A 25,170-nucleotide genomic window follows, 5' to 3' on the forward strand; every position below is an offset into this window, starting at 1 on the left:
CGTGCGGCCCGCTTGGCCCGACTCACACTCGTGATTCTGAACCGGTGCGGATAGTCCGTGACGCGCAACCATTGATAACCGTACCGAATGAAGGTCAGAAACACATGGCAAACTCGCCTCAGGCTAAAAAGCGCGCTCGTCAGAACGAAAAGCGTTTTGCTATCAACAAAGCGCGTCGCTCGCGCATCCGTACTTATCTGCGCAAGGTCGAAGAAGCGATTGCTTCCGGCGACAAGGACGCCGCAACCGCAGCTCTGCGTGCCGCTCAGCCCGAACTGATGCGTGGCGTCACTAAAGGCGTCTTTCACAAGAACACTGCTTCGCGGAAAATGTCGCGCCTGTCGGCACGCGTGAAAGCACTGGGCTAATCGCACACGTTGACCTTGCGTCAACAAAACAAGGTTGAATTGTTCTCAAAGGCGTCACAATGCGTGGCGCCTTTTTGTTGCTGTTGCCGGAAAGTCGCGCCTTCACAAAACCGAGAGATTCTTTCTGCAAAAGACCCGAGTCAATATCAGAGTTTCGTTGCCGTACGCCTTGGCCTCTTGCTACCACTGTTACAGCGATTCACTCGCTTGGGGGGACAGGCTGTTTCGGCGATCTGACTGACGGGCATCAGGACGGTCACGAAACGAATGTTGGCAATCGGTCACGGCTGATTTGCTGATCTGCTAAAGGTCTTGGGGTAACCGAAGATCTGAGCCCTGTCTAAAAATTTGATTGCGAAGCGCAACCCGGTTACGGGGCGCCCGGATTGTGGGTGCCTGATTGCCGGGCTGTGCAAACTTTCGGGACAGTCCCGCCAGACCCATATGGTTTGGCGATGGGTATCCTATTGCGTGTGAATGCTAAAGAACCGGGCAACCGGGCCAGATCAATAAGGCCGACAGGCCAATAAAGAATGGGATGCGTGAGGCGCTTGATGACACAAGAGAAATGGGGACAACTGCGTAACAAACTGCTCAAGGCGATCGGCAAGAACAACTATACCACCTGGATCGAGCCTCTTGAATTCCAAGAGCTGCAGGATGGCGTGGCCACGTTCTCGGTTCCGACCAACTTCATGGGCAATTATGTTAGTCAAAACTTTGCGGACTTGATTCTGTACGAGATGAACACCGCAGGGGAATCGGTCCAGCGCCTGGCGTTTCGCGTTGCAGCCAATTCGCCGGTGCGTCCGTCGGGTGATGTAGAACCTGCGCCGTCTGTTGTTCAGGACACGACTCAGCCGCAGTCCCTGTCACAGCGGGCCGAACCCGCGAATGATGCGCTCGAATCCCTTCAGGCTGCACCGCTGGACGCCCGTTTCACCTTTGACAGTTTTGTGGTGGGCAAACCCAACGAGCTGGCCCATGCCGCCGCGCGCCGTGTTTCTGAGGGCGGCCCCGTCACGTTCAACCCGTTGGTTCTGTATGGCGGCGTTGGTTTGGGTAAAACCCACCTGATGCACGCCATCGCTTGGGAGCTGAAAACCAAACGCCCCGAACTGAACGTGCTGTACCTGTCGGCGGAACAGTTCATGTATCGCTTTGTACAGGCGCTGCGCGAACGTCGGATGATGGACTTCAAACATCTGTTCCGTTCCGTCGATGTGCTGATGGTGGATGACGTGCAGTTCATCGCCGGCAAGGATTCAACTCAAGAAGAGTTCTTTCACACGTTCAACGCGCTGGTTGATCAGAACAAGCAGATCATCATTTCGGCTGACCGCGCGCCGGGTGAGATTAAGGATCTAGAAGATCGCGTGAAGTCGCGCCTGCAATGCGGTCTGGTCGTCGACCTGCACCCCACCGATTACGAACTGCGCCTGGGCATCTTGCAGAACAAGGTGCAGCAATACAGCAGCACCTATCCCGATCTGACCATTGCCGATGGCGTGCTGGAGTTTCTGGCCCACCGTATCTCGACCAACGTGCGCGTGCTGGAGGGTGCCCTGACCCGTCTGTTCGCCTTCGCCTCGCTAGTGGGACGCGAGATCGACATGGAGCTGACGCAGGACTGTCTGGCTGACGTGCTGCGCGCGTCCGAGCGCAAGATTACTGTCGAAGAGATTCAACGCAAAGTGTCGGACTATTACAACATCCGTCTGTCCGACATCATCGGCCCCAAGCGCCTGCGGTCTTATGCCCGTCCGCGACAGGTGGCGATGTATCTGTGCAAGCAGTTGACCAGCCGATCCCTTCCGGAGATCGGGCGTCGCTTTGGTGGTCGCGATCACACCACCGTCATGCACGGCGTCAAACGCATTGAAGAATTGAAAGTCACCGACGGCCAGATCGCCGAAGATGTGGAAATGCTGCGCCGTTCGCTGGAAGCCTAAGGGTCATCCTATCATTCAAGAAACGCCCCGGACCCTCACGCCCGGGGCGTTTTCTTGTGCGCTTAAATCCACGGTTGAATAGGAACTGTGCCCGCCCGGCCACGCGCCCCTTGACCCTTTGGCCGTTCCGACCCAGAAAACCATAAAAAATCCTTGTGCCTCAGGGTGGAACCGCTAACGTGCCAGTCCCGCCTGTTTTCGGCACGCAAGTCAGAGGAATTGAGGGTATGAAGATCAGCATCGAACGCGGCACCCTTCTTAAGGCCGTTTCGCAGGCCCAATCTGTTGTAGAGCGCCGGAACACTATTCCCATCCTTGCCAACGTGCTGATCGAGGCCGAAGGCGATCAAGCCATGTTCCGTGCCACCGATCTGGATATCGAGGTGGTGGATAAAGCCCCGGCGCAGGTCGAAAAGGCAGGGGCCACAACCGTTGCAGCGACGACCCTGCACGAGATCGTGCGCAAACTGCCGGATGGGGCACTGGTGACGCTGACCTCTGACAGTGCGGCGGGCCGCCTGACGGTTGAAGCAGGCCGGTCGAATTTCTCGCTGGCAACGCTGCCGAAAGAGGATTTCCCGGTGATGGCGTCGTCGGAATATCAGTCGAACTTTACGGCTTCGGCAGCACTGTTGCGACGGCTGTTCGACAAATCGAAATTCGCCATCTCGACCGAAGAGACCCGGTACTACCTGAATGGTGTCTACATGCATGTGGCTGACGGGTCCGAAGGCGGCAAGGTGCTGCGCTGTGTGGCCACCGATGGCCACCGTCTGGCTCGCATTGATGCAGATTTGCCGGATGGTGCCGCAGACATGCCGGGCGTGATCGTGCCGCGCAAAACCGTGGGCGAGTTGCGCAAACTGCTGGATGATGATGAGATGGATATCGCCGTCTCGGTCAGCGAAACCAAGGTGCGTTTCGCAACGCCCGATATCACACTGACCTCAAAAGTGATCGACGGCACCTTCCCCGACTACACCCGCGTGATTCCGCAGGGCAATACGCGTCAGCTGGAAGTGGACGCTGCTGAATTCGCGCAGGCCGTGGATCGGGTTGCTACCGTTTCGTCGGAACGCTCACGCGCTGTGAAACTGCAACTGGATGCGGACAAGCTGGTTCTGTCGGTCAACGCCCCCGATAGTGGTGCCGCCGAAGAAGAATTGGCCGTGGCCTACGGCGACGAACGGCTCGAGATCGGCTTCAACGCCAAATACCTGCTTGAGATCGCCAGCCAGGTGGATCGTGAAAACGCCGTGTTCCTGTTCAACTCAGCCGGTGATCCGACCCTGATGCGGGAAGGCAATGATCTAAGCGCAGTCTATGTTGTCATGCCGATGCGCGTCTGATCGACCCCGCGGGGTGTTTTTTAACGAAAGGGATGGGTCATGAGTTTGGCCCTGACCGAACTTACGGTCTCGCATTTCCGGTCCCACAAGCTAGTGCGGTTGTCCTTGGATGGGCGGCCGGTGGCGATACATGGACCGAACGGGGCGGGCAAAACCAACATTCTTGAGGCAGTGTCGCTGTTTTCCCCCGGTCGCGGTATGCGCCGGGCCAGCGCGGCCGAGATGACCCGGCGACCTGAGGCGCTGGGCTGGAAGCTGTCCGGCCTGATGCAAGCACAGGGCCGGAATTACGAGATCGAGACCTGGTCCGAAAGTGGCGCGGCGCGGCAGGTTCGGATCGATGGCAAAGCGTCCAATCAGATAGATCTGGGTAAACTGGCGCGGGTGGTTTGGCTGATCCCCTCGATGGACCGGCTGTGGATCGAAGGGGCTGAGGGGCGGCGCCGCTTTCTGGATCGGATTGCGCTGAGTTTCGACCCCGCCCATGCCGAGGCCTCGCTGACCTATGAAAAATCCATGCGTGAACGCAACCGCCTGCTGAAAGAGCAGGTGCGCGATGCCCATTGGTATGCAGCGCTCGAAGGGCAGATGGCCGAGACCGGCCATAGAATACACTCCGCGCGGCTGGCCGCGTTGGAACATCTGCGAAGGGCGCAGGAACAGGCGGAAACGGCGTTTCCGTCCGCTGATCTGGAATTGGTGCAAACCGAAGGCGCGATGCCCGAGGCAGCTGAGGATTTGCGCGAGGCCTTGAATGAAAGCCGTTTCCGCGATTTGGCTGCAGGGCGCACATTGGTCGGGCCGCATCGGTCGGACCTGTATGGTGTGTTTGCCGCCAAAGGTGTGCCAGCCAAAGATTGCTCGACCGGAGAGCAAAAGGCGCTGTTGGTGTCGCTGATCCTGTCAAACGCGCGGGCGCTGGCCGGGATGGTTGGCGCGCCTCCGATCGTGTTGCTGGATGAGGTGGCCGCCCATCTGGATGCGGGGCGACGGGCGGCGCTGTATAATGAGATTTGCGCGCTGGGCGCTCAGGCCTGGATGACGGGCACCGGGCCTGAGCTGTTTGCGGAACTGGGCGACCGGGCCCAGACGTTGATCGTGAGTGATGGCCTTGAGGGCTCGGTCGTTTCCGCTTAGGCGGGTTCGCTGACTTTGCGTTCCCACAGGAAGCCGCGCATGACCTCGTCAACCGGCGTTTGTGCCATGTGGTTGACGTAGTTCGACATGGTTTTCTGCGCCAGACCCAGCACCACGTCCAATACAGCGCGGTGCGAGTAGCCTGCATCAAAGAACGCCTGCAGCTGTTCCTCGGACGGGTTGCCCCGGGTTTCCATCATTTGCAGGGTGAACGTGCGCAGCGCCTCAAGCTTGGCATTGGGCAGCGGGGTTTCGTTGCGCAGGGCCTCGGTGATCTCGTCCGAGACCTTCATCATCTTGGCAATGCCGGTATGCGCTGGCACGCAGTAATGGCATTCGTTTTCCACGTTGATGGTCTGCCAGACGACGGTTTTTTCGTCATTGTCGAAATCTGTCTGCACGAACAGATGGTGCAGCACCTGATAGCCTTCCAAATGCTGGGGGCTTTCGGCCATCACTTTGTGCAAACCGGGCAGGCGGCCAAACGCGGCCTGAGATTTTTCCAGCAATGGTTTGGAACCTTCAGGGGCGGATTCGAGGTCGTGTGAAGGGAAGTTGGCCATTTGGGAATTCCTTTTTTCTGGCGGCTGAGTCCGAAATAGCCTTTCTTGAGCGGTCGCTCAAGTATATATTTGAGCAACCGTTCAAGAATTGGTGAATATGATGCCCCGCAAACCTGCCTATGACCGAGATACCCTGATCGCTCAGGCCCGAGATATATTCTGGCGTCACGGTTGGGCCGGAACATCGTTGAAGGACCTAGAGCGTGAGTTGAAGTTGAAGCCAGGCAGCTTTTATGCGGCGTTTGGTTCGAAAGATGCGCTTTATGCGCTGGCAATGGAACGCTATGCGCAGGATGGCGTCGCCAATATGATGGCCTTGGCGCAGGATCTGGGCCCCTTAGAGGCGCTCAAGGCCCAGCCGCGACTGGTGGTCGAGGCGTCTGTGTTGCCTACCAAGGCTTGCATGTTGTCCAAAACCTATGCCGAATTGCAGGCGCGCGGCCATGAATTGGCAGGCCAGGCCCGCACCCACATGATCGCAATGAAGACCTGTTTTGCAGACCTGTTTCAACGCGCGCAAAAGGCCGGTGAGATCGGTTCGGAACATGACCCGGAGCGTCTTGCCGCGCGGTATCAATCCGACCTTCTGGGCCTGCGATTGTCGGCCGAGCGGGATGATGTGAACGCAGCGGAAATTGCCGCAGATATCGCGGCCGACCTTGATCGGCTTTGATCCGCAAATCAAGGTCATCCAAACCACAAAATCTTGGGGGAGCGCGTGACATTCCCCACCAGAAAACGTATAAGTTACCAAAATAATATAGGTACTGACTGAATGTCCGACGACGCACAGGCACCCCAGGAATACGGTGCTGATTCCATTAAAGTTCTCAAAGGCTTAGAGGCGGTTCGCAAACGTCCGGGCATGTATATCGGCGACACGGACGATGGCTCGGGTTTGCACCACATGGTCTATGAGGTTGTCGACAATGGTATTGACGAGGCGTTGGCCGGTCATGCTGACCATGTGACAGTGAAAATTCACGCCGATTCCAGCGTCTCGGTCAGCGACAACGGGCGTGGTATTCCGGTGGATATTCACCCCGAAGAAGGTGTCTCGGCGGCTGAGGTCATCATGACGCAGCTGCACGCGGGCGGTAAGTTCGACAGCAACTCGTACAAGGTGTCGGGCGGTCTGCACGGTGTGGGCGTTTCGGTTGTGAATGCCCTGTCCAATTGGCTGGAACTGCGTGTCTGGCGAAATGGCAAAGAGCATGTCGCCCGGTTCGAAGGCGGCGAAACGGTCGAGCACCTGAAAGTAGTCGAGGAGTGTGGCGACCGCACCGGAACTGAGGTGCGGTTCCTGGCCTCGACCGACACGTTCTCGAATCTGGAATACTCGTTTGAAACGCTGGAAAAACGCCTGCGCGAGCTGGCCTTCCTGAACTCGGGCGTGCGCATCATCCTGATCGACGAGCGCCCGGCGGAACGGTTGGAAACCGAGCTGTTCTATGAGGGTGGCGTTAAGGAGTTCGTCAAGTATCTGGACCGCTCGAAATCGGCGGCGATGCCAGAGCCCATTTATATCAAAGGCGAACGCGACGATATCGGCGTGGAAATCGCTATGTGGTGGAATGACAGCTATCACGAGACGGTCCTGCCCTTCACCAACAACATCCCGCAGCGCGATGGCGGCACCCATGTTGCCGGTTTCCGGGGTGCGTTGACCCGCACGATCAACAACTATGCGCAATCCAGCGGGATCGCGAAAAAGGAAAAGGTCAGCTTTACCGGCGATGACGCGCGCGAAGGTCTGACCTGTGTGTTGTCCGTCAAAGTGCCCGATCCGAAGTTCTCGTCCCAGACCAAAGACAAGCTGGTGTCGTCCGAGGTGCGCCCAGCGGTTGAAGGTCTGATGAACGAAAAGCTGGCAGAGTGGTTCGAAGAGAACCCGAACGAGGCCAAGACCATTGTCGGCAAAATCATCGAGGCTGCTCTGGCGCGTGAGGCCGCGCGCAAGGCACGCGAACTGACCCGCCGCAAAACGGCGATGGACGTGAATTACCTAGCCGGCAAGCTGAAGGACTGCTCCGAGAAGGACCCATCAAAGACCGAAGTTTTCCTAGTCGAGGGGGACTCGGCTGGCGGATCAGCTCAAACAGGTCGGGATCGTCTGACCCAAGCGGTGTTGCCGTTGCGCGGGAAAATCCTGAACGTGGAACGGGCGCGGTTTGACCGGATGCTGTCTTCGCAAGAAATCGGCAACCTTGTCATGGCGCTGGGCACCGGTATTGGCCGCGATGAGTTCAACATCGAAAAGCTGCGCTACCACAAGATCGTCATCATGACCGATGCGGATGTTGACGGCGCGCATATCCGGACGCTGCTGCTGACCTTCTTCTATCGGCAGATGCCGGAACTGATCGAAGGCGGATACCTCTATATTGCGCAGCCGCCGCTTTACAAAGTTTCACGCGGTAAATCAGAGGTTTACCTGAAAGACCAAGCCGCTCTGGATGACTACTTGATCAATCAGGGCGTTGAAGGGGCCGTGCTGAAACTGGGCTCGGGTGAAGAGATCATCGGACAGGACTTGACCCGTGTGGTCGATGAGGCGCGTCAATTGAAACGCGTATTGGACGCATTCCCGACCCATTATCCGCGCCACATTCTGGAACAGGCCGCCGTTGCCGGTGCCTTTGTGCCGGGTGCCGTAGATGCTGACCTGCAGGGTGTGGCCGACAAAGTTGCCGCCCGTTTGGACCTGATTGCGCTGGAATACGAACGCGGCTGGCAAGGTCGGATCACGCAGGATCACGGCATCCGTCTGGCCCGTATCCTGCGCGGTGTTGAAGAGGTCCGCACGCTGGACGGCCCCATGCTGCGCTCGGGCGAGGCCCGCAAAACCGGCAGCTTTACCCAAAGCCTACAAGAGATCTACAACACCCCCGCCACCCTCATCCGTCGCGACCGTAGCCAGATGATCCACGGCCCGCTGGACTTGTTGCGCGCCATTCTGGAAGAGGGTGAAAAGGGTCTATCGCTGCAACGCTACAAAGGGTTGGGAGAGATGAACCCCGACCAGCTATGGGAAACCACGCTGGACCCGGACGCACGGACTCTGCTTCAAGTGCGGGTGGACGATATGGTCGAGGCAGATGACCTGTTCACCAAGCTGATGGGCGACGTGGTAGAGCCGCGCCGTGAATTCATCCAACAAAACGCACTGAGCGTCGAGAATCTGGATTTCTAAGTCTCTGTAGGTGCGCCCATAGCTTTGCATTTCGCCCATAGCTTTGCATCTTTGGCCCAAAACCTTGGGCGCTATAACCTTCATTTTTTTGGAGTTAGAGGTCCTATATCTGCGGGTCTATTTATGGGCTGAATTCGCGCCAAGGACGCAGTTCCGGTGAAGATTTTCTGATAGCCGCTTCAATTCGAAAGCAGACATCCGCAAACAAGACTTTTCAACTCCCGACTTGGTGGCGAGCGCAACGTCTGTATTAAAGTCTGTGCGATACCCGAAAATTGGCTTTGGTCGTTCTGTGGTCGCGTAGACCTCTGTAGCAGGCTGCCTGTACCATTCTTCAGCTCAGTCAACTTCGTTGGCCCAAAGCGCGTGCATTCCTCTCAAAAAAATGTTGTGTTCTCTCCATACAACTAAAGGACGATTCAATTTGTCAAAGATCAATAAGTCAGAGATTTACGAGAAGAACTTAAATTTTTTACTTGGTTCTGGGGCTTCTTTTGGCTTGCTGCCAACTCTTGCTCTACAAGTCAAACAGAGCGGATCAGACAAAGCTCACACAGTTGAGACATTGGCAACCAAGTTCGAAGGGAATGCAGATTTCCAGGCGCATCTGTTCTCTTGGTATGTCCGTGAAGTCATTCTTCCCGCTGCCGAGTACGATCATGAATTTGTAGCCCTGAATACCGCAGATCAAAACAAGGCAATCGAAAACTACCGCCAGTTTATCGAGACGATTTTGATAATTCTCAGCAAGAAGAGTCACAAGAAGCGAGTTAACATTTTCACCACTAACTACGACGGAATGGTTGCTCACACGGCCGAGTCTCTTTTGAGGCGTGGCTCGTATGACTTCCACCTGAATGATGGCACCGACGGATTTGTTAAGCGCACTCTGAATGCACGGAATTTTGGAAGATATTTTCAAGACCAAGGTGTTTTTGACCGCCATTCAAAGAGCGTTCCTCAGATCAACCTGATCGAACTTCATGGCAGCGTATACTGGTATAAAGATGGCGACAAAATCGAGGTGTCTTATGATCGGGGTCGCGCCAGAAAGCGGATTGAGGACGTTCCTCTACGAGAGGAACAAGACTTTTTTGACTATTTGTTGGACAAGACCAAAACGGATGAAGATCTCGAACCCCCTGCCGACGTAACGTCCACTGAAAACTCTGCGTTTCAAAATGCGTACAAGACACTTCCAATTGTGAACCCAACGAAATGGAAGTTCCACGAGACTGTTTTCGAAGAGCACTACTACCAGATGTTGCGGTTGCTAAGCTATGAGCTCGAAAAGCCGGACACCGTTTTCGTCGCATTTGGGTTCTCATTTGCGGATGAGCACATCTTGAACCTCGTAAAGCGTTCACTTTCGAACCCGTCTCTATTTATGTACATTTGCTGTTTCGACGACGTCGAGAAAGTCTCGATGGAGCAAAAGTTCCTCGGCTTCCCGAACGTTGAGTTGATTAGGGTAGAGGGATTTCTCGACTTCACCGCATTCAACGACGAAGTATTCACAACAAAGCCGTCGAGTACCTAGCATGAGCATCCAAATCGGAGAAGTTGTCGCGGTTATTGGGGTCGAAATTTCGGTAAGAGCTTATGAGAATTCTAACCATGAGACGCACTTCTACAAAGGTAAGAAATTCAAGGGTATTTCAATTCGGGAGTTCGTATGTGTATCGCATGGTTTTCGCGAGATTGCCTGCATCGTCGAAGGTGAATACTTGGACGAACGGCATTACGAAGTTGAAGCTAACGAGAAACTTTTCACACGAAGGTTAAAGCTGAGACCTATCGGGTACTTTGAGGATAATGAGTTTAAAGACGGGATAAAATACCTACCCAAGATTGGTGATATTGCTCGTCTTTTGTCCGAGCAGCAAGTAGGCAGCATCTTTGAGAGCAAATCTCCCGATGGATATGTAATTGGTAAACTCTTAAAGGAAGACTTGCCGGTTTCCCTTCCCTGGCAAAAGCTTTTCAATTCGCATCTGGGTATTTTCGGCAATACTGGAAGTGGAAAGTCGAACACGTTGACGAAGCTGTACACCGTGCTTTTTGAAAACAAGCTCCAGAGCATCGGGAATACAAGCAAGTTCGTGTTCCTAGACTTCAATGGTGAATATACTAGTGGGCAACTTGTCGGAGCTGATCACAAGAAGGTTGTTCGGTTAACGACTCGCAATTCCCAAGGGGATCGTTTTTCGATCCTCGATGATGAGTTTTGGGATGCTGAAACGCTTGGCATTCTTTTCCAAGCCACTGCGAATACTCAGAAACCATTTTTGCGGCGAGTGATCTCCGGTCGCAAGACCTTCGCGAACGTACCGAACAGTTTGACGCGCTATGCTCAGTCTACTATCACGCGAGTTCTGCGTTCGACTGATCCTAGCGTTGAAGCGCTCGAACAAGTCAAAGCGCTTGTTAGGAACCTTCCTGATGCTGATGACCTTGCTTTACTTGTTGGCAATACGGGCTTGAGGAGTACCGCCAACGCGCACAGTTTTCACGTAATAGTTGGGGGCAACTGGTTCTACTTAGATAATGACACGCATTTTAATCAACATTTCGAACCCCTAATTAGTGCACTTGACCTATCTGGCCTCTCCGGATTCTCTGAATTGCAAATCCGCGCAGGCTTGCAAATAATTCGAGACGTTTTGTCTGGCTCGGCACAATACGAGCACATTCAACCGCTTCTGCGGAGAGTTGACTCCCTGAAGGAAGAGTTTTCAAGAGTTATTTCTGTTGGGGAACATGATGATGCTATTAATAAGCCCGTTACTGTCATTTCCTTGCGTGAGTGCAAGCAGGACGTGAAGAAGATATTACCTATTCTTATTGCGAAGCACTTCTATGAACAGCATAAAGACGTTGTTACAAGCCCACCTTCAACTACCCTCCATCTAGTTATCGATGAAGCGCATAATATTCTCTCGCAGCAGTCAAATCGTGAAGCAGAGAGTTGGAAAGACTACCGCCTAGAACTGTTCGAAGAGATTATCAAAGAGGGCCGAAAGTTTGGTATATTCCTAACCCTTGCGAGCCAAAGACCTGCTGACATCTCGCCAACCGTCGTCTCACAACTGCACAATTATTTCATCCATCGCCTTGTGAATGACAGAGACCTTGCACTCTTGGAAAACACAATATCTACGTTGGATCAACTTTCTCGTGGACAGATACCCACGCTACCGCAAGGAGCCTGCGTGGTCACCGGAACCAGCTTCGATATCCCGATGCTGATGCAAATTGACAAGCTACCGAAAGAGCAAGAACCGGATAGCAGCGATGTGAACCTCGCCGAGCTGTGGGGTGGCGCGAATGGCTTAGTTTAAAACCGTTTTTGCATCGATGCATAAGTGGATTATTTGATAGGAGAAATTGGTGCCAACAAAGCCAAAGACAGACTTTCTAAGGGGTTTGGTCCTATTCAACCCAAGGATTTATGCGCCCTCTACCCCGTCAAGCAAAGATCGAATTGCTAGAAAGATTGCGGACTATGAAGCGGCTGATGGCGGGCGCTGGAACTATGATGATTTCTATCGAGTGGTTCAACATGTGTTGAAGGGAGCCAGTTTCGCTCAAGCAATGACCCATCTAGGAAACCTTGAAGGAAATGGCGAGGCAGCGGCGAAGACTGGCCTGCTTAAATTCGTCGATAAACACTTGAATCTAGCTGAATCCGAGTTCGTGGATTTTGGACCTAGAGAAATCCGTGTTGATGACCGGAAGTCGATATCTATAGCTCCTGATTTTGCTTGTAAGCGCGGAGGTGTTATCCGCCACGTCTTTGTATAACTGAATTGGCGGGCACGGGACAGTTGCGTAGGAACAAAAAACACAGCAATCGCCTTCTAACGGTTTCAAGACTGCCTTGCATGACTTGCATTCATAAAACCACTGGCACGATTCAGTTGGCATTTTCTCGGTTTCAACGTGCCCACACCGAGGGCAGGTCAAAATGCTATTCAGCACCACAGTTTGTTTTGTCATTGTCTCACATCTGCATGATTAGATAATCGTTGATTTGAGCCTCATTGAACACGATGACCCATGCCAACGCGGTAGTCGCCGTGCTTCCGACAAGCCACCATTTCAGATTTGCCAACGTCCCGTTTCGATGCGCTACGAACAACGAAACCGCGACCAGCGCTGTTGAGATGGCGAGAACATAGTAGCTTGCTGCCGCTATTTTTCCGAATATCGCCAACCAACTGCCACCCAAGCCGAGCAACATCATGGCCATTGGAAGAACACAGCATGTCGCGACCCCCAGAGCTGAAACCGATCCCAAGTAGCTGAGGCTCAAATATTTCTTCATCTTTTGCTCCCGAGGTACTCTATTTGATTGTGTTGAGGCACCGGCATTCAGAGCGTATAACTCCTGTAGTAACTACAGGATCAAGTGGAGGCACTTCACATGATTGCGATTGGTGAGGCTTCCCGGCAAAGCGGGGTCGGCATAGAAACTATCCGCTACTACGAACGCGAAGGTATCGTACCAGGACCCGCACGAGCTCTGAACAATCGTCGCCTCTATTCAGCAAACGATGTGGGAAGACTTCGATTTTTGAAGAAGTGCCGCGACCTGGGGTTTCCTCTATCTGACGCAAAGGTGCTTTTAGAGCTGTCAGAAGGAAGTGCTGAAGATTGCCGGTCAGTGAAAGAATTGGCCGAGGCACACATTGCCAGCGTTCGAAGCAAGATTGATGAGCTCAGACAACTGGAGCACGCCTTGAGTGAGCTTACGGCCAATTGTGATAGCGGTAACGTTCACTGCCCGATGCTGCAAAGACTGAGAACGATGGATGATATCTGACTCCGGCCACTGGGCAGAAGCTCAGTATCCGAGATTTAGCCAGATCACGTCAGACCAAGGTCCGTGGTGCGATAACAGATTGTAGTTCATAGTCGATTTCACGATGAGAGCCAAAGTAACTGACCTGACGATTGGAAATTGGTCGTTGTCGCGAGTCTTTCTTGCGGCCAGCATTTTCGTGATGGGTACTGCTACCGCAATCGTCGGGGTCTGGGTGTCAAATCGAATCCAGAACGCAGTCGTGCAAAACTCCGCCAACTCTGCGGCTCTATATATGGAAAGCGTAGTATCCCCGCTCAGCCAGGAATTGGCTCATGGCGACCGCCTTTCTGAGCAGGCGAGCCTGGCGCTGGACGAGATATTCATGACCCAGCCAATGCGTGACCGCATTGTCTCTTACAAATTCTGGAAACAAGGTGGTGTGATTGCCCACGCCTCGGATACAGACATCATTGGAAACCGTTTCAATCCAACGGATGACTTAAGGCGGGCGTGGAGCGGTGACATCTCCGGCTCTTTCGAAGAGCTTGATCATGCCGAAAGCGCCGCCGAGGCGTCATTGGGGATACCACTGCTTGAAGTTTACAGCCCCATCCGCGAACTCTGGTCCGGCGAAATCATCGCAGTTGCGGAGTTCTACGAAAGAGCTGATCAGCTTGAGTTAGACTTAGCCAAGGCCAGGCGAACAAGTTGGTTGGTCGTCGGTTCCGCATTTCTGGCAAGTACTATTGTTTTGTATTCCATCGTCGCAATTGGTGACAAAACAATTCGACGACAGGGGACTCTTCTTAAACAGCGCCTGACAGAAAGTGAGAGGATGGCCGAGCAGAATGCCCGGCTGCGGTCGCGTGTAGTCGACGCGTCAGAAAGATATGCCACGCAAACAGATCGGTTCCTCAAGAAACTCGGTGCCGAGCTACATGACGGTCCTGCGCAGTACCTGTCGCTCGCGGCACTAAGACTGGAGGCGGCGTTTTCCCAAGAGGCCGAAAGGCCTAAAGAGGCAGAGGAAATTCAGCAGTCTTTGCAAAAGTCTCTGGCTGAAATTCGTGCAATATCGCGAGGGCTGTCCGCGCCAGATATCGACAGCCTGTCGCTCGTCGATGTTGTGAAGAGAGCCGTAGAAGATCACTCGGAGCACAGCCCGTTGCGACCCGATGTTTCGTTCCAAGGTATTCAGGCTCCGGAGTTGTCATTGTCCGGCAAGCTGTGCATTTTTCGGTTCCTTCAGGAGACGCTTTCCAATGCCGCGAGATATGCTCCGGCTTCCAAGTGCACTGTTATCTCAGAGGCGCAGCACGATTGCATAGTTGTGAAGGTCAAAGATGACGGACCTGGGTTTGACAGGTCAGAAGAAACCACGTTGCGAGATGATGGTGGCCAGGGGCTTATGGGCTTACGGGATCGGGTCGAGAGTATTGGCGGCAGGTTCGAAGTCGCATCGAGACCGGGTGAGGGCACGACCATTTCTATGACACTCTTTCCCAGAAGGTTAGGCACATCATGACTACATCTGTCGTAATAGCTGATGATCACCCGATATTTAGGGATGGTTTACAACGCACGTTAAATGAAGCAGATGGTTTCGAAGTTTTGGCCGCTGGGTCCAACGCTGAAGAGGTAGTGTCGCTGGTCGGCACGCATCAGCCGGACATAGCCATTCTTGACCTCTCGATGCCCGGTGGCGGGATTAGCGCGACACGTAGAATTGCGGCAATGGCAAATCCGCCCGTCATTGCAATCTTGACGGTTTCAGAAAACAGCAGCGATGTCGCGGACGCCTTGGAGGCGGGCGCGATTGGGTACATTGTGAAGGGAGTAACCGCGAGCGAACTAACCGCTTCCTTACGCAGCATCGCCGCAGGTGAAGGATTCGTATCTCCAGGCTTGGCCTCGCGGGTATTGCTTCAAATCAACGCTGGCACCGGCATGTCTGTTAGCAGCAGCATTCTCGATGACCTTACGCATCGTGAAGAAGAAATTCTGAGGCGTGTGGCCAAAGGGCTGAGTAATCGGGAAATCGCTGACGAGTTAGACCTTCAGGAAAAGACCGTGAAGCACTACATGACGGCAATCCTGTCGAAGCTTCATGCGCGAAATCGGGTAGAGGCCGCGCTCATTGCCCATGATGTTTGGAACAAGGGAGATTAACTGCGGTCTCTTTGAAGACGATGACGGCCCCTCACTCAAAGAAGCCGCCAACGGATTATCGACTGGAGTTGCTGTTCAGTTGGCAACCGACTGCAACCTCCTGCGATCAGAGGCCGTTGCGTTTCTTTCAACAACAGTTCGGTTGTACGGGTCTTTCAACTCGTAGCGCCCAAACTCGATCTCCTCTTTCCAACCATTGGCATAGTTCACTTCGATGTTGTTGCCCTGGCGTTCGATTTTCGTGGGCCGACTTCCAGCAGCGCCGCCTTGCCCTGAAGAGCGCACGTTGCCGATTGAGATGCCATTTGCCAAAGACCGGAGCCTTGAGACGTCAGCACCAGTCGCGGGGCGCTCCTCAACAGTTCGGTTCTGCGCATTCTTTCTTTCATACCGCCCGTTTTCGATCTCCTCCTTGGTTCCGTCGGCGTAACGCACTTCAATGCCGTTAGCGTTTGTTTCGATCTTTGTTATCCCAGCCGAACCCGACGGCTTGCCCCCTGTTTGAGACCGATCCTTCTTTCCGCTGCCTTTGTTGGAGCGTTTGGAGGCATCATCATCATCATCATCATCATCATCATCATCGTCATCGTCGTCGCGACCACTTTTTCCTGATCCCGAATTGTCGTCACGATCATCATCTCTGTCGTCGTCGCGATCATCGTCTCTATCGTCATCACGATCATCGTCCCGGTCACCACCACGGCCGCTATTACCTGACCCCGAGTTGTCGTCGCGGTCATCATCTCTGTCGTCGTTACGATCATCATCCCGATCATCGTCGCGACCATCCCCGTCTTTCCCCTTGCCGCTCTTGGCAAAGGCATAGGACGGTTCAAAATGTAGGCGACCATCGGCATCAAACGCTGGCAGATAAGGCGTAGCCGCAATCAACGAAGCCAACGCTGCTGTACTAAGAAGTTGACCCAGCTTTCTTTGAATTTTCATTTTCGCCTCCATTTCTAAGCGTCACGCTTCGTGACGTTGGAGACAGGTTACTTCTGGTTCGGCTTTCCCACATCGGGCTTAGGTCTGACGAATTTCAAGCCGAACGTCTTAGTCAGATCAGTCAAACCAATAGAGTTTTTGCTGAGCCATTTGACCAGTTTAGTGGGAATTAACCCCGTCACCCTTCAACTCGTCATCAGGTTCGAGGTGAATGACAAAGACGGAACCCGGATACAAACGATCCAATTCTTCCTCGATGTCATTGCATATATCATGCGCCGCGCTGACTGGCATTGTGCCGTCCACAACAAGGTGAAACTCTACGAAGATGACATTTGCGGACCTGCGCCCTTTGAGGTCGTGGTATTCTAAGGCTGCGCCGAGGTTTGCTTCGATTGCTTTAGAAACGGTCTGCAAGTCATGCTCCGACAGTGTCACATCCATCAGACCATCGACTGAAGCCCGAATAACTTTCCATCCCTCCCACAAGATGTTCAGCGCAACAAGAATTGCCAGGATCGGGTCGAGGATCAACCAGCCGGTGACAAGCGCCAGTATCAGACCTGCTATGACACCAACTGAGGTCATGACATCTGTGAAAATGTGCCGGGAGCTCGCCTCCAATGCAGGCGAACCCTCGCGCCTGCCAATTTTGAGCAATAGGTAAGCCCATGCGCCATTCACACCCGTTGCAATGACATTCACGACGATTCCAAGAAGCGGCGCATCCTCAAGATGCGGGTTTGGAAGTGCCAGTACAGCTTCTCTGATGATCAAGAATGCTGCCAGCACAATGAGTGCGCCCTCGACGACGGCAGAAAGATACTCAGCTTTTTTGTGACCGAAGGGGTGGTTTTTATCAGGGGGCTTGTTTGCAACCCGAACTGCGAGATACGCCAGCAGCGCCGCAACGACATTCACAGTTGATTCCATTGCGTCTGACAACAAAGCCACCGAGCCGGTTAGCCACCAGGCCAACAGTTTTAGTGCCAATACCGCCATGGATATCGGAATGGACCAAAGAGCGATTTTTTGTGTCATTCCGTCACGACCCTCAGTCACTCGTTACAAATGATCCTGGGAACAGGTGAGCAACCGTACTTAACACGTAAGACCGGAGTAGGGTAGTAATGATTAGGGCCAGAGGGTCGGTCATGCACAACCGGCTGTAGTGAATCGCACCAGCACCATAGTGTCATACATCCGGACCCGATGGTTACATACGACTAGCATCAGTGATTACACAGCACGAAGGGAGAAACACATGCCGAAGTTCACCAAAAGAACACCTGTTTATGGGGTTGCTGCACTCGTAATCTGCTGTTTCGCAACGGCGGCACAGGCGCAATCGGCAAGCGAGGAGATGTCGTTTTTTATCACTAGTGTGGGCAAGGGGGACGGTGCCAATCTAGGCGGCCTCGAAGGCGCCGATGCCCATTGTAATGCACTCGCTTCCGCGGCCGGTTCTTCCAAAACATTTGCGGCCTATCTGAGCACTTCAATGTCCATTGATCGCAGCACCGACCCGATGACGATCACCAATGGCATTTCTGCACGCGACCGGATCGGATCGGGCCCCTGGCACAATGCCAATGGAGAGCTCATCGCCAACAATGTTGAAGAACTGCACCGCGACAGCGTGAACATTAGTCTACAGACAGCGCTCGACGAAAACGGTAACCCCGTCAATGGGCGTGGTAGCCAGCCGAACAAACATGACATTCTGACCGGCTCCGATTCCGCAGGTTACTTCTCTACGGCAGGCGGTGACACAACATGCAGTAACTGGACTTCGAACAGCGAGGATGGATCTGCGATTGTCGGGCATCATGACCGTATCGGTCTCAACGATGCCCGAAACATGGTGTCCTGGAACTCATCGCACGGCTCGCGCGGTTGCGGAGAGGAACATCTGCCACGTTCAGGCGGGGCAGGTCTGTTTTATTGCTTCGCAACGGACTAATCGGGCAGCATTGGTACGCGTGACGCCCGCATTGAACCTGACATTACCAAGTCAGTCTGGGGGATCGCGTTTTGGAAGCGGTTTTTGGGCGGAAATAGTCTAAATGCCGCTTCGTTGCGAGTTTACTAAATTGCAATGCTTGGGTGAGAAGGTTCAGTTTGGGCTGCTTCAAGTCACTTATGTGCAAGTCAGCGAAAGGCGCATCCGAGGAGGATACTGGACATTGCAATGTTTGGCCGGTTCCCGAAAGTCGACATTGCCGTGGGCGACACTGAACCCAAAGGTGTTCATGTTGCATTGTGAATTAGCGGCAGCGACAAATCAGAGTGCAGTCGTCAACGTTGTGAGGAGCGCATCGAATTGACCCTGCGACGTGCTGATGTCAAGCGGCGAACGTAGCCATACTGCGATCTTGGAAACTGTTATGTTTATTGGCCGCTTTGATTGCATAGTCAGGCGATGGTCACTGTCCCGAATTGGTTTTCGCGATGCTGCAAAGCAGACCGACATGTTTGTCCAACCACTCTTCGTCCAGTGCCTCGTGACGAATGAGCTTGCGGAAATAAGGTGCCGCGACTGCTAGTTCTATGAGTTGGTCGACCGGAACGTCGGCGGTGATCTCATCGCGGTCTATTGCGGCTGTAAATACTGCTTCAACACTCGCGAACCTGTCTTTCATGAATTCTGTTATCACTAACCTTGCTTCTTCGTCGGTGGACGCAGCAGCGACCACCTGAGGCGCGATTTGGCCCCACGGTGTGTCATTCAAGGCTCCCATCAGTACACCGAGTAACCAGCGCAGGTCAGATCGTAGCGGGCCATCGGTTTTGGGCGGTATGTTTGGCGGTGTTGCGATGCGCCGGAATGCTGCATCACGCAGACTGCGCGCATCTGGCCAGTGCCTGTAAAGTGTACTGCGCGAAATGCCCGTTGCCTTTGAAACTGCGCCATGAGTTACGTGCAGCACGCCTTCATCCATCAGTATCTTTTGCGCAGCATCAAGCGCAGTCTGTCGTGTGGCGATCAGCCTGGGATCTTCTTTCAATCACTCCTCCTATAGAACATTTTGTTGCATAGTAGAACATTTTGTCCTAAAAGTATGATCGGCCAAAACCTAAATCCCAAAACTCAATTCCACAAACACGTCTTGTCAAAATGGGAGCGTATCAATGTTCAAAGTGGCAGCAACCCCGCTGGCGGTACTCTTATCGATGGGTGCGACAACCGCATTGTCCGAGAGCGGCACTTACGAGCTGGATCCTGGACACAGCCAGGTATTGTTCAGCTACGACCACATCGGGTTCTCAGAAACATTTGGAATGTTCTCAGGTTTTAGCGGTGAGATAGAGTTCAACGAAGATGATCCGTCTGCGTCGTCTGTCACAGTGTCTATGCCTATAAAATCCATGATCACGGGCTGGGATGCCCGTTTGCAACACTTCATGTCCGATGACTTTTTCAGCGCGAGTGACGGTGACGTGGTCACATTCGCCTCAACCAGCATTGAAGTGACCGGGGACAATAGCGCGAATATTTCCGGCGACCTGACCATGAATGGCGTCACCAAACCTGTTGTTTTGGAAACAACGCTTAACAAGTCAGCGCCATACCCTTTTGGCGAAAAGGAGGGCACACCGACCTTGGGGCTGGCAGCAACGGCGACTATCGTGCGGTCTGAATTCGGACTTGGGGCCTTTGCACCTGCGGTGAGCGACGAGATAGAGCTCTTGATAAATATTGAAGCGTTAAAAGCTGAATGATGCGTGCAGGGGCACCGATACGGCGCTGAGCACTCAATCTTTAATTTTGGCGGATGGTCAACACGATGAATGTACACCTGAAAACATTGGCGGTTGCTGTGACGGTAGTGACATTGATGTGCTCGATGGCGTCCGCGCAAGAGCGCTCCTTGCCGGAGCGCATCTCGCCCCGTCCCGAAACGACAAGCGGCGTGCCGCACACTCAGATTGGTGTCGAAATTAAGGCCGATTTGGCCCAGCTATTGCTGGAGCGAGTTGCACAATTCCCGGGGGTCACACTTGGCCCCACACGCATATCATTACCTGGCGCGATTGGCTTTCAGCTTGATCCCGATATGTTGTTATCCCAACCGAACTCTATCGTCGGTAGGTTTGAGTTTGCGCACATGCATCCTGATGGCAGCTTGCACGCCTCGCTCGACCCAGAAATGGCGCGAAGGGCAATTGAGGCTGGCTGGGCCGTCGCACACCCTTGGGCCAAGCAACGTCCTGGGTGGAGCGGCTTTGTCATGATCTATACTCCAACCACACCCGAAGAGCTGGATGTCGTCATCGATCTGGTTGAAAGCTCGTACACCTTCATCACCGGCATCACTCTGGGCTAAACGCCCACCTGCTGACCTTTCCGTTGCTGACAAATAAGCAGGTCAGTCAAAATTCAGTTTTACCGGAATTTCAGGTGATTCATGTAAAACCGCATTAGACGGGCCGGATCCAGAGATGTGGCGCAACTTCAATGGATGCAACTAGGATCGTTTGCTTCGACACATCCTCGTAACTTGTCAAAACTGCATACCCCCAGTAGATATTTGGTATGTTTCGCTTGATCCTGTCGATACTTCTTGTTGTTGCATTCTCTGGCGCATCCGCAGCGTCCGTGAAGCATGGCTTGACCCATGGATCGGATCATTCTGGTCATCATGCTCAAATGGCGGACGACGATCCGTTGGCTAATGCCGAGAAAGCTGTTGCGGATTGTTGCGACACCACTAGCGGCATGGGTTCAACACCCTGTTTTGGTGATCTTGTCGCCACGGCGGGGATTTCGCCGATTTCTCCATTGGTGATCTCAGTGGGTGGTGTGACGCACGCTGATTCCGATTTTTCGGGCCTCGCAATGGGCGTCCCCACCGGTCCTCCGAAAGCCTGAACGGCAATGGGCGCCCGCCCGCAATCCGTTCAAATTTCACATCAAAGGACCGACAGACATGATCACACGTCGTCACTTCACCACACTGTCTGCAACTGCCCTCATCGCGACCGCTCTTCCAGTCCGTGCAGGCGCCCCAATGCACGTACTCAGCTCACCAGGTTGCGGATGTTGCCACGCATGGGCCGAATTGGCTCGCGCGCGTGGCTACGCCGTCACCGTTGAGGAACTGACGGACGCCGAGGCACAGAAGTCAGCGCGGGGTATCCCGCTGAACCTCGCATCCTGTCACACCATTGAAGCCGATGGTTATGTCTTTGAAGGCCATGTGCCGTTCGAAGCACTGGAAGCCGTGCTGACGGATCGGCCTGATATCACAGGGCTTGCTGTTCCTGGCATGCCAATGGGCTCCCCTGGTATGGGCGACGATCCGTCCGCCCGTTATGACGTCATCGCATTTGGGGGAGAGGCTGGGACCGGAACGGTGTACTACCGGGCGGGCACCGCGCAGCCGTTCGATACCTGATGGTAGGGCATACAACACTATTGGTCACCGGTGGGCTTGCGCTCGCCGGTTTCGCCGGAGCGTTCGTTCTGGCCCAGCCCTCCAAAGCGGTTGGTCTACTGACACCTGATGACGCGGAAGTTGTCGCCATTGGTCAAGATATCTACGCGGACCAATGTGCTGCCTGCCACGGAGCGAGTCTTGAAGGACAGCCAAACTGGCGGATACGCGGCGAGGATGGTTTGCTACCAGCACCTCCGCATGACGCAACGGGGCATACGTGGCACCACGATGATGAAACGCTCTTCACCCTGACCAAATTTGGCCTGGCCGGACTGATGGAGAATGCGCCCGCAACTGGTATGCCGGTCTATGAGGGTGTTCTCGGCGATGACGAAATCACAGCGGTGCTATCTTTTATCAAGTCAACCTGGCCCGATGACCTTCGTGAGTATCACGACGAACTGATTGCCCAGTCCGAATAGGGGATAACTCAGATGATCAAACAATCTCTTTTCGGCTTGGTTGTAGCAATGGCTCCAATGCTTGCGATTGCGCATTCAAAGTCCGAAGAAACGACGCCGGCTGACGGCGCGACTGTCACGGATGTGCCAGAGCTTTCCATGCGGTTCGATGATCCGATGCGCATAGTCTCGGTCACGCTGAGCTCACCCGATGGCGTCGTCGAAATTGACCGCGAAACGGGTATGGACCCCGCCATAGAGTTTCGGGCCATGCCCTTGGAAGAGCTTGCACCAGGAAGCTATCGCTTCGACTGGCGAGGTATGGCGTCAGACGGTCATCCGATGCAGGGTAGCTTCTCTTTCACAGTCGCTGAGTGACTGGGCTGGCCCCCATTGACGGTGTTGTCGTCTTGGCCATTTTGGCGAAAGCACTTGGCTACGGCGCGGCGCTGCTGGCGATGGGCAGCGTCCTGTTCGCGGTCCTCTTTGCCAAGCGCGCTGAAGAGTCTGTTTTACGCCTTGCGCGGCACCTCGCGGTCGGAGCTGCGATTGTCGGTTTGGCCGTGCTTGCTTTACGTTTTGGCATCAGAGCAGCGCGGATATCCGGAATGGGCTTTGAGGGCGCGACGGACCCAATGATGCTTTGTTTTGTTTGGGACAGTCCGCTTGGCACCGCCGCGATTTGGCGAGTGGTGGGTGAACTTGCGATATTGGCAATCCTGCTTCCCCGCGTCGGGCAGTGGATCGCTTTGGCGGGCAGCCTTGCCGTTGCGGTTTCCTTTGCCCAGGTGGGACACTCCCTCGGAGAGCCTAGAGCGGCTCTCACCGTCTTGCTGGTTCTGCATCTGCTGGCAGTCGCCTTTTGGGTTGGCGCTCTCCTGCCCTTGCGCAAAGCGGCACTCACTCCCACTGGGGCCGATCTACTCCACCACTTTGGCAATGTCGCTGCTTATGGAGTTGCCGTCCTGATTGTTGCAGGTGCAGCGCTCGCGTGGTTGCTTTCGGGCTCCGTAGCCGCCTTGTTTGGGACGGCATATGGATTGGGGTTTTTGATCAAGGTCGTGATCGTTTCTGCCCTTCTTGGCCTCGCGGCGCTGAACAAGCTGAGATTTGTTCCGGCTCTCAGGACTGAGAAGCGTGGTGCGGAAATTGCTCTCCGGTGGTCGATTTCGATGGAGATGTTTGCTGTTGTCCTGATCCTGTTTGCAACGGCGACGCTAACCAGTGTGACGACACCTCCTATCAATCTCTGACGGCCTATGGTCCGAAGCAGGAGCTGAAAATACTTGTTACGAATGTCCGCTTGGGGCTGCTAGCGACCCATCGCGCCATTTCAAAAAACGGCGACACTTGCTCTTTCTAGAGCTGCTTTGGGGCGAGTTTGTTCCACTTATCAGCGCTCATGCTTTTTCGCGTTAGCCCATCCTCTGAGGCGAATTGAGCTGCTTTGAGTAGGAGAAAGGCCACCGTGATGGCGTCTACTTCGCAGCGTTTCTCGAATTCTTCGGTAGTCTTATTGGGACCTTCTTCCGACATTCCCATTCCCCTCTGTATCTGACGCTTTCGGGCAATTGGCTAACTTTGCATAATACTCCATCGCCCTCAGAAAGCCAGTTCTCGGGCGTGCGAGCGCTTCTTCAGGAGAGGCTCTAATTCTGCAAACAAGCTCGTCTTCCAGCGCGAGTATTTTGCAATGGTGCAGAAGGGCGGGAGACCGGCTCCGGTACTCTTCATTGCTCGTTTTTCTGGGTGTCATCTGGCGACACATCGTGCTCATTGTCAGATGTTGCTTCAATCTGCCGTACAGCCAACTCTGCAATTTTTCGAACCAGATACCAAACGCTACTACGGCGTGTGTGCCCCTTGATCCAGCCGGTCACATCCTGAGCCGGGATGTCGAGATGTGGGGCTTCGTCTTCGAATACTCTGACTTTGTAGTCGGAGATATCAGAAAGTCCGGACATGTTCCCTGCACAGGCTTCCGCGATTGGGGTACGATTTACATAAACAACAACTCTTAGCATTTTCGTCCTTCCTATTTTGGTGTGTCTGCACGCTTGACCCTCGTGGGCCCGCCTTAGTTCCACGAGTGGTTTTTGGTCTTTTGATGCAGAAGGCCCCGCACCAGCCGTCTCAGTGCCCGCACTGATCTGTGCTGCTCATAGGTGCCTACCAGAGCTTCAACATCGCCAAGATTCAGCCGAAAGAACTCGGGCCGCAACCCAAACTCATTGGCGAATTCGCTCACCAGGCTTTGAATGATCGCAGGTAGTTGCTCTGGTGTCGGGGGCGGGATTTCATAGATTGTGCAACGGCTGAGAAGAGGGGCGGGTACGCCACTCAAATCATTTGCGGTCAAAATCCAGCTCACATGTGAGGCATCCACGTCAGCCGCCAGATATTTCTCTCGATATCTCCTGGCCTCAGAGGGCTCGAGCAACGCAAGAAGTTCGCCGGTGATACCTCCGTTGCGGCTCGCGTGCGTCTTGTCGATTTCGTCGAGGATGATCATTGGGTTAAGGACGCGTGCCGTTGCCACGGCCTCCGTCACGATCCCTGCATGCGCAGAACTCCAACCTACCGAAAGACCAAACAAATGGTTCTCCGATTTGCCGCCGACATTTGCGCTTTGCACATAAAGGCCGAGAGCTTTACAGGCTGTCTTTGCAAAAGCTGTTTTGCCGACGCCGGGCTCGCCAACCAGTAGGGTGGGTTGGATATGAAGGATGTCAGATCCGATGCTCCACCGGCACTCAATATCATGAACCATCCCTTCGATGACGAAGTTGCAATGAGGGAACCTTTGGGAACCTTAGACTCATCTTGGTTCCCTACCGTCGGAGGG

The 25,170-nt window shown here is 54.0% G+C and carries 27 protein-coding genes and 1 pseudogene; 20 read left to right on the forward strand and 8 right to left on the reverse strand.

Translation table 11 applies throughout. The annotated features are described in order from the left end of the window. Positions 1-104: 104 nt before the first annotated feature. The 4 genes from rpsT to recF all read left to right on the forward strand — a co-directional run bounded on the left by rpsT (position 105) and on the right by recF (position 4,806). Positions 105-368 (forward strand): 30S ribosomal protein S20, encoded by a 264-nt coding sequence (rpsT, locus tag ACR0AL_RS14465; RefSeq protein ID WP_170351928.1) that lies wholly within the window; start codon positions 105-107, stop codon positions 366-368. A gap of 554 nt (positions 369-922) precedes the next feature. Next, positions 923-2,320, forward strand: a complete 1,398-nt coding sequence (gene dnaA / locus ACR0AL_RS14470) for a chromosomal replication initiator protein DnaA (RefSeq protein WP_170361913.1) — start codon at positions 923-925, stop codon at positions 2,318-2,320. Positions 2,321-2,547: 227 nt separating this feature from the next. Continuing rightward, the gene (dnaN, locus tag ACR0AL_RS14475) at positions 2,548-3,669 is read left to right on the forward strand and encodes a DNA polymerase III subunit beta (RefSeq protein WP_170361914.1); all 1,122 of its coding nucleotides are present in this window, start codon (positions 2,548-2,550) and stop codon (positions 3,667-3,669) included. Between the two features lie 39 nt (positions 3,670-3,708). Continuing rightward, positions 3,709-4,806: a DNA replication/repair protein RecF gene (recF, locus tag ACR0AL_RS14480; RefSeq protein ID WP_480663521.1), complete on the forward strand. Its 1,098-nt coding sequence runs from the start codon at positions 3,709-3,711 to the stop codon at positions 4,804-4,806. Here recF and ACR0AL_RS14485 read toward each other — a convergent pair. Then, positions 4,803-5,369 carry a carboxymuconolactone decarboxylase family protein gene (locus ACR0AL_RS14485; RefSeq protein ID WP_170351932.1) on the reverse strand — a complete coding sequence of 189 codons (567 nt, stop codon included), beginning with the start codon at positions 5,367-5,369 and terminating at the stop codon, positions 4,803-4,805. The two genes, recF and ACR0AL_RS14485, sit on opposite strands and share 4 nt — an antisense overlap. 100 nt (positions 5,370-5,469) lie before the next feature. Here ACR0AL_RS14485 and ACR0AL_RS14490 point away from each other — a divergent pair, with 100 nt between their 5' ends. The 5 genes from ACR0AL_RS14490 to ACR0AL_RS14510 all read left to right on the forward strand — a co-directional run bounded on the left by ACR0AL_RS14490 (position 5,470) and on the right by ACR0AL_RS14510 (position 12,366). Next, positions 5,470-6,042, forward strand: coding sequence for a TetR/AcrR family transcriptional regulator (locus ACR0AL_RS14490; protein ID WP_170351933.1), 573 nt, complete (start codon positions 5,470-5,472; stop codon positions 6,040-6,042). Positions 6,043-6,144: 102 nt separating this feature from the next. Beyond that, complete coding sequence (gene gyrB, locus ACR0AL_RS14495) at positions 6,145-8,562, forward strand: DNA topoisomerase (ATP-hydrolyzing) subunit B (RefSeq protein WP_170351934.1); 2,418 nt, start codon at positions 6,145-6,147, stop codon at positions 8,560-8,562. 424 nt (positions 8,563-8,986) lie between these two features. Further along, positions 8,987-10,102 carry a hypothetical protein gene (locus ACR0AL_RS14500; protein ID WP_480663524.1) on the forward strand — a complete coding sequence of 372 codons (1,116 nt, stop codon included), beginning with the start codon at positions 8,987-8,989 and terminating at the stop codon, positions 10,100-10,102. Between the two features lies 1 nt (position 10,103). After that, positions 10,104-11,903 carry an ATP-binding protein gene (locus ACR0AL_RS14505; protein WP_480663526.1) on the forward strand — a complete coding sequence of 600 codons (1,800 nt, stop codon included), beginning with the start codon at positions 10,104-10,106 and terminating at the stop codon, positions 11,901-11,903. Between the two features lie 49 nt (positions 11,904-11,952). After that, positions 11,953-12,366 carry a hypothetical protein gene (locus ACR0AL_RS14510; protein WP_480663636.1) on the forward strand — a complete coding sequence of 138 codons (414 nt, stop codon included), beginning with the start codon at positions 11,953-11,955 and terminating at the stop codon, positions 12,364-12,366. A 12-nt stretch (positions 12,367-12,378) separates the two neighbouring features. Here the strand turns inward: ACR0AL_RS14510 and ACR0AL_RS14515 are convergent. Both ACR0AL_RS14515 and ACR0AL_RS14520 read right to left on the reverse strand, forming a co-directional pair. Then, positions 12,379-12,561: pseudogene (locus ACR0AL_RS14515) on the reverse strand (GDCCVxC domain-containing (seleno)protein); the annotation flags it as partial. Positions 12,562-12,565: 4 nt separating this feature from the next. Continuing rightward, a complete protein-coding gene (locus ACR0AL_RS14520) occupies positions 12,566-12,889 on the reverse strand; it encodes a hypothetical protein (protein ID WP_170351304.1) in 324 nt (107 codons plus the stop codon). A gap of 99 nt (positions 12,890-12,988) precedes the next feature. Here ACR0AL_RS14520 and ACR0AL_RS14525 point away from each other — a divergent pair, with 99 nt between their 5' ends. The 3 genes from ACR0AL_RS14525 (at position 12,989) to ACR0AL_RS14535 (ending at position 15,538) form a co-directional block, all read left to right on the forward strand. Then, positions 12,989-13,387, forward strand: a complete 399-nt coding sequence (locus ACR0AL_RS14525; protein ID WP_170351305.1) for a MerR family transcriptional regulator — start codon at positions 12,989-12,991, stop codon at positions 13,385-13,387. A 103-nt stretch (positions 13,388-13,490) separates the two neighbouring features. Further along, positions 13,491-14,894 (forward strand): sensor histidine kinase, encoded by a 1,404-nt coding sequence (locus ACR0AL_RS14530; protein ID WP_480663528.1) that lies wholly within the window; start codon positions 13,491-13,493, stop codon positions 14,892-14,894. Continuing rightward, the gene (locus tag ACR0AL_RS14535) at positions 14,891-15,538 is read left to right on the forward strand and encodes a response regulator (RefSeq protein ID WP_480663530.1); all 648 of its coding nucleotides are present in this window, start codon (positions 14,891-14,893) and stop codon (positions 15,536-15,538) included. Before ACR0AL_RS14530 ends, ACR0AL_RS14535 begins: the two co-directional genes overlap by 4 nt. A gap of 75 nt (positions 15,539-15,613) precedes the next feature. Here the strand turns inward: ACR0AL_RS14535 and ACR0AL_RS14540 are convergent, their stop codons facing one another. Both ACR0AL_RS14540 and ACR0AL_RS14545 read right to left on the reverse strand, forming a co-directional pair. After that, positions 15,614-16,483 (reverse strand): hypothetical protein, encoded by an 870-nt coding sequence (locus ACR0AL_RS14540; RefSeq protein ID WP_480663532.1) that lies wholly within the window; start codon positions 16,481-16,483, stop codon positions 15,614-15,616. Between the two features lie 159 nt (positions 16,484-16,642). After that, positions 16,643-17,524, reverse strand: coding sequence for a cation diffusion facilitator family transporter (locus ACR0AL_RS14545; RefSeq protein ID WP_480663534.1), 882 nt, complete (start codon positions 17,522-17,524; stop codon positions 16,643-16,645). Positions 17,525-17,747: 223 nt separating this feature from the next. On the opposite strand from ACR0AL_RS14545, the gene ACR0AL_RS14550 reads away from it, so the two are divergent. Next, positions 17,748-18,446: a hypothetical protein gene (locus ACR0AL_RS14550; protein WP_480663536.1), complete on the forward strand. Its 699-nt coding sequence runs from the start codon at positions 17,748-17,750 to the stop codon at positions 18,444-18,446. A gap of 463 nt (positions 18,447-18,909) precedes the next feature. Here the strand turns inward: ACR0AL_RS14550 and ACR0AL_RS14555 are convergent, their stop codons facing one another. Continuing rightward, positions 18,910-19,491, reverse strand: a complete 582-nt coding sequence (locus ACR0AL_RS14555) for a TetR/AcrR family transcriptional regulator (RefSeq protein WP_170634835.1) — start codon at positions 19,489-19,491, stop codon at positions 18,910-18,912. 124 nt (positions 19,492-19,615) lie between these two features. Here ACR0AL_RS14555 and ACR0AL_RS14560 point away from each other — a divergent pair, with 124 nt between their 5' ends. The 7 genes from ACR0AL_RS14560 to ACR0AL_RS14590 all read left to right on the forward strand — a co-directional run bounded on the left by ACR0AL_RS14560 (position 19,616) and on the right by ACR0AL_RS14590 (position 23,578). Next, positions 19,616-20,206, forward strand: a complete 591-nt coding sequence (locus ACR0AL_RS14560; RefSeq protein ID WP_480663538.1) for a YceI family protein — start codon at positions 19,616-19,618, stop codon at positions 20,204-20,206. 65 nt (positions 20,207-20,271) lie between these two features. Further along, positions 20,272-20,811, forward strand: coding sequence for a luciferase domain-containing protein (locus ACR0AL_RS14565; RefSeq protein WP_480663540.1), 540 nt, complete (start codon positions 20,272-20,274; stop codon positions 20,809-20,811). 209 nt (positions 20,812-21,020) lie between these two features. Beyond that, on the forward strand, positions 21,021-21,356 hold the full coding sequence (locus tag ACR0AL_RS14570) for a hypothetical protein (protein WP_480663542.1): 336 nt from the start codon (positions 21,021-21,023) through the stop codon (positions 21,354-21,356). Positions 21,357-21,414: 58 nt separating this feature from the next. After that, complete coding sequence (locus ACR0AL_RS14575) at positions 21,415-21,882, forward strand: DUF411 domain-containing protein (protein WP_480663544.1); 468 nt, start codon at positions 21,415-21,417, stop codon at positions 21,880-21,882. After that, complete coding sequence (locus ACR0AL_RS14580) at positions 21,882-22,346, forward strand: c-type cytochrome (RefSeq protein ID WP_480663546.1); 465 nt, start codon at positions 21,882-21,884, stop codon at positions 22,344-22,346. Before ACR0AL_RS14575 ends, ACR0AL_RS14580 begins: the two co-directional genes overlap by 1 nt. A gap of 12 nt (positions 22,347-22,358) precedes the next feature. Beyond that, complete coding sequence (locus ACR0AL_RS14585) at positions 22,359-22,703, forward strand: copper resistance CopC family protein (RefSeq protein WP_480663548.1); 345 nt, start codon at positions 22,359-22,361, stop codon at positions 22,701-22,703. A 32-nt stretch (positions 22,704-22,735) separates the two neighbouring features. Then, the gene (locus ACR0AL_RS14590) at positions 22,736-23,578 is read left to right on the forward strand and encodes a CopD family protein (RefSeq protein WP_480663550.1); all 843 of its coding nucleotides are present in this window, start codon (positions 22,736-22,738) and stop codon (positions 23,576-23,578) included. A 477-nt stretch (positions 23,579-24,055) separates the two neighbouring features. On the opposite strand, the gene ACR0AL_RS14595 is transcribed toward ACR0AL_RS14590, so the two are convergent. Beyond that, on the reverse strand, positions 24,056-24,349 hold the full coding sequence (locus tag ACR0AL_RS14595; RefSeq protein ID WP_480663552.1) for a hypothetical protein: 294 nt from the start codon (positions 24,347-24,349) through the stop codon (positions 24,056-24,058). 53 nt (positions 24,350-24,402) lie between these two features. Further along, positions 24,403-25,095, reverse strand: a complete 693-nt coding sequence (locus ACR0AL_RS14600; protein WP_480663554.1) for an AAA family ATPase — start codon at positions 25,093-25,095, stop codon at positions 24,403-24,405. Positions 25,096-25,170: the final 75 nt, after the last annotated feature.

This window comes from Ruegeria sp. BB1 (assembly GCF_056539465.1).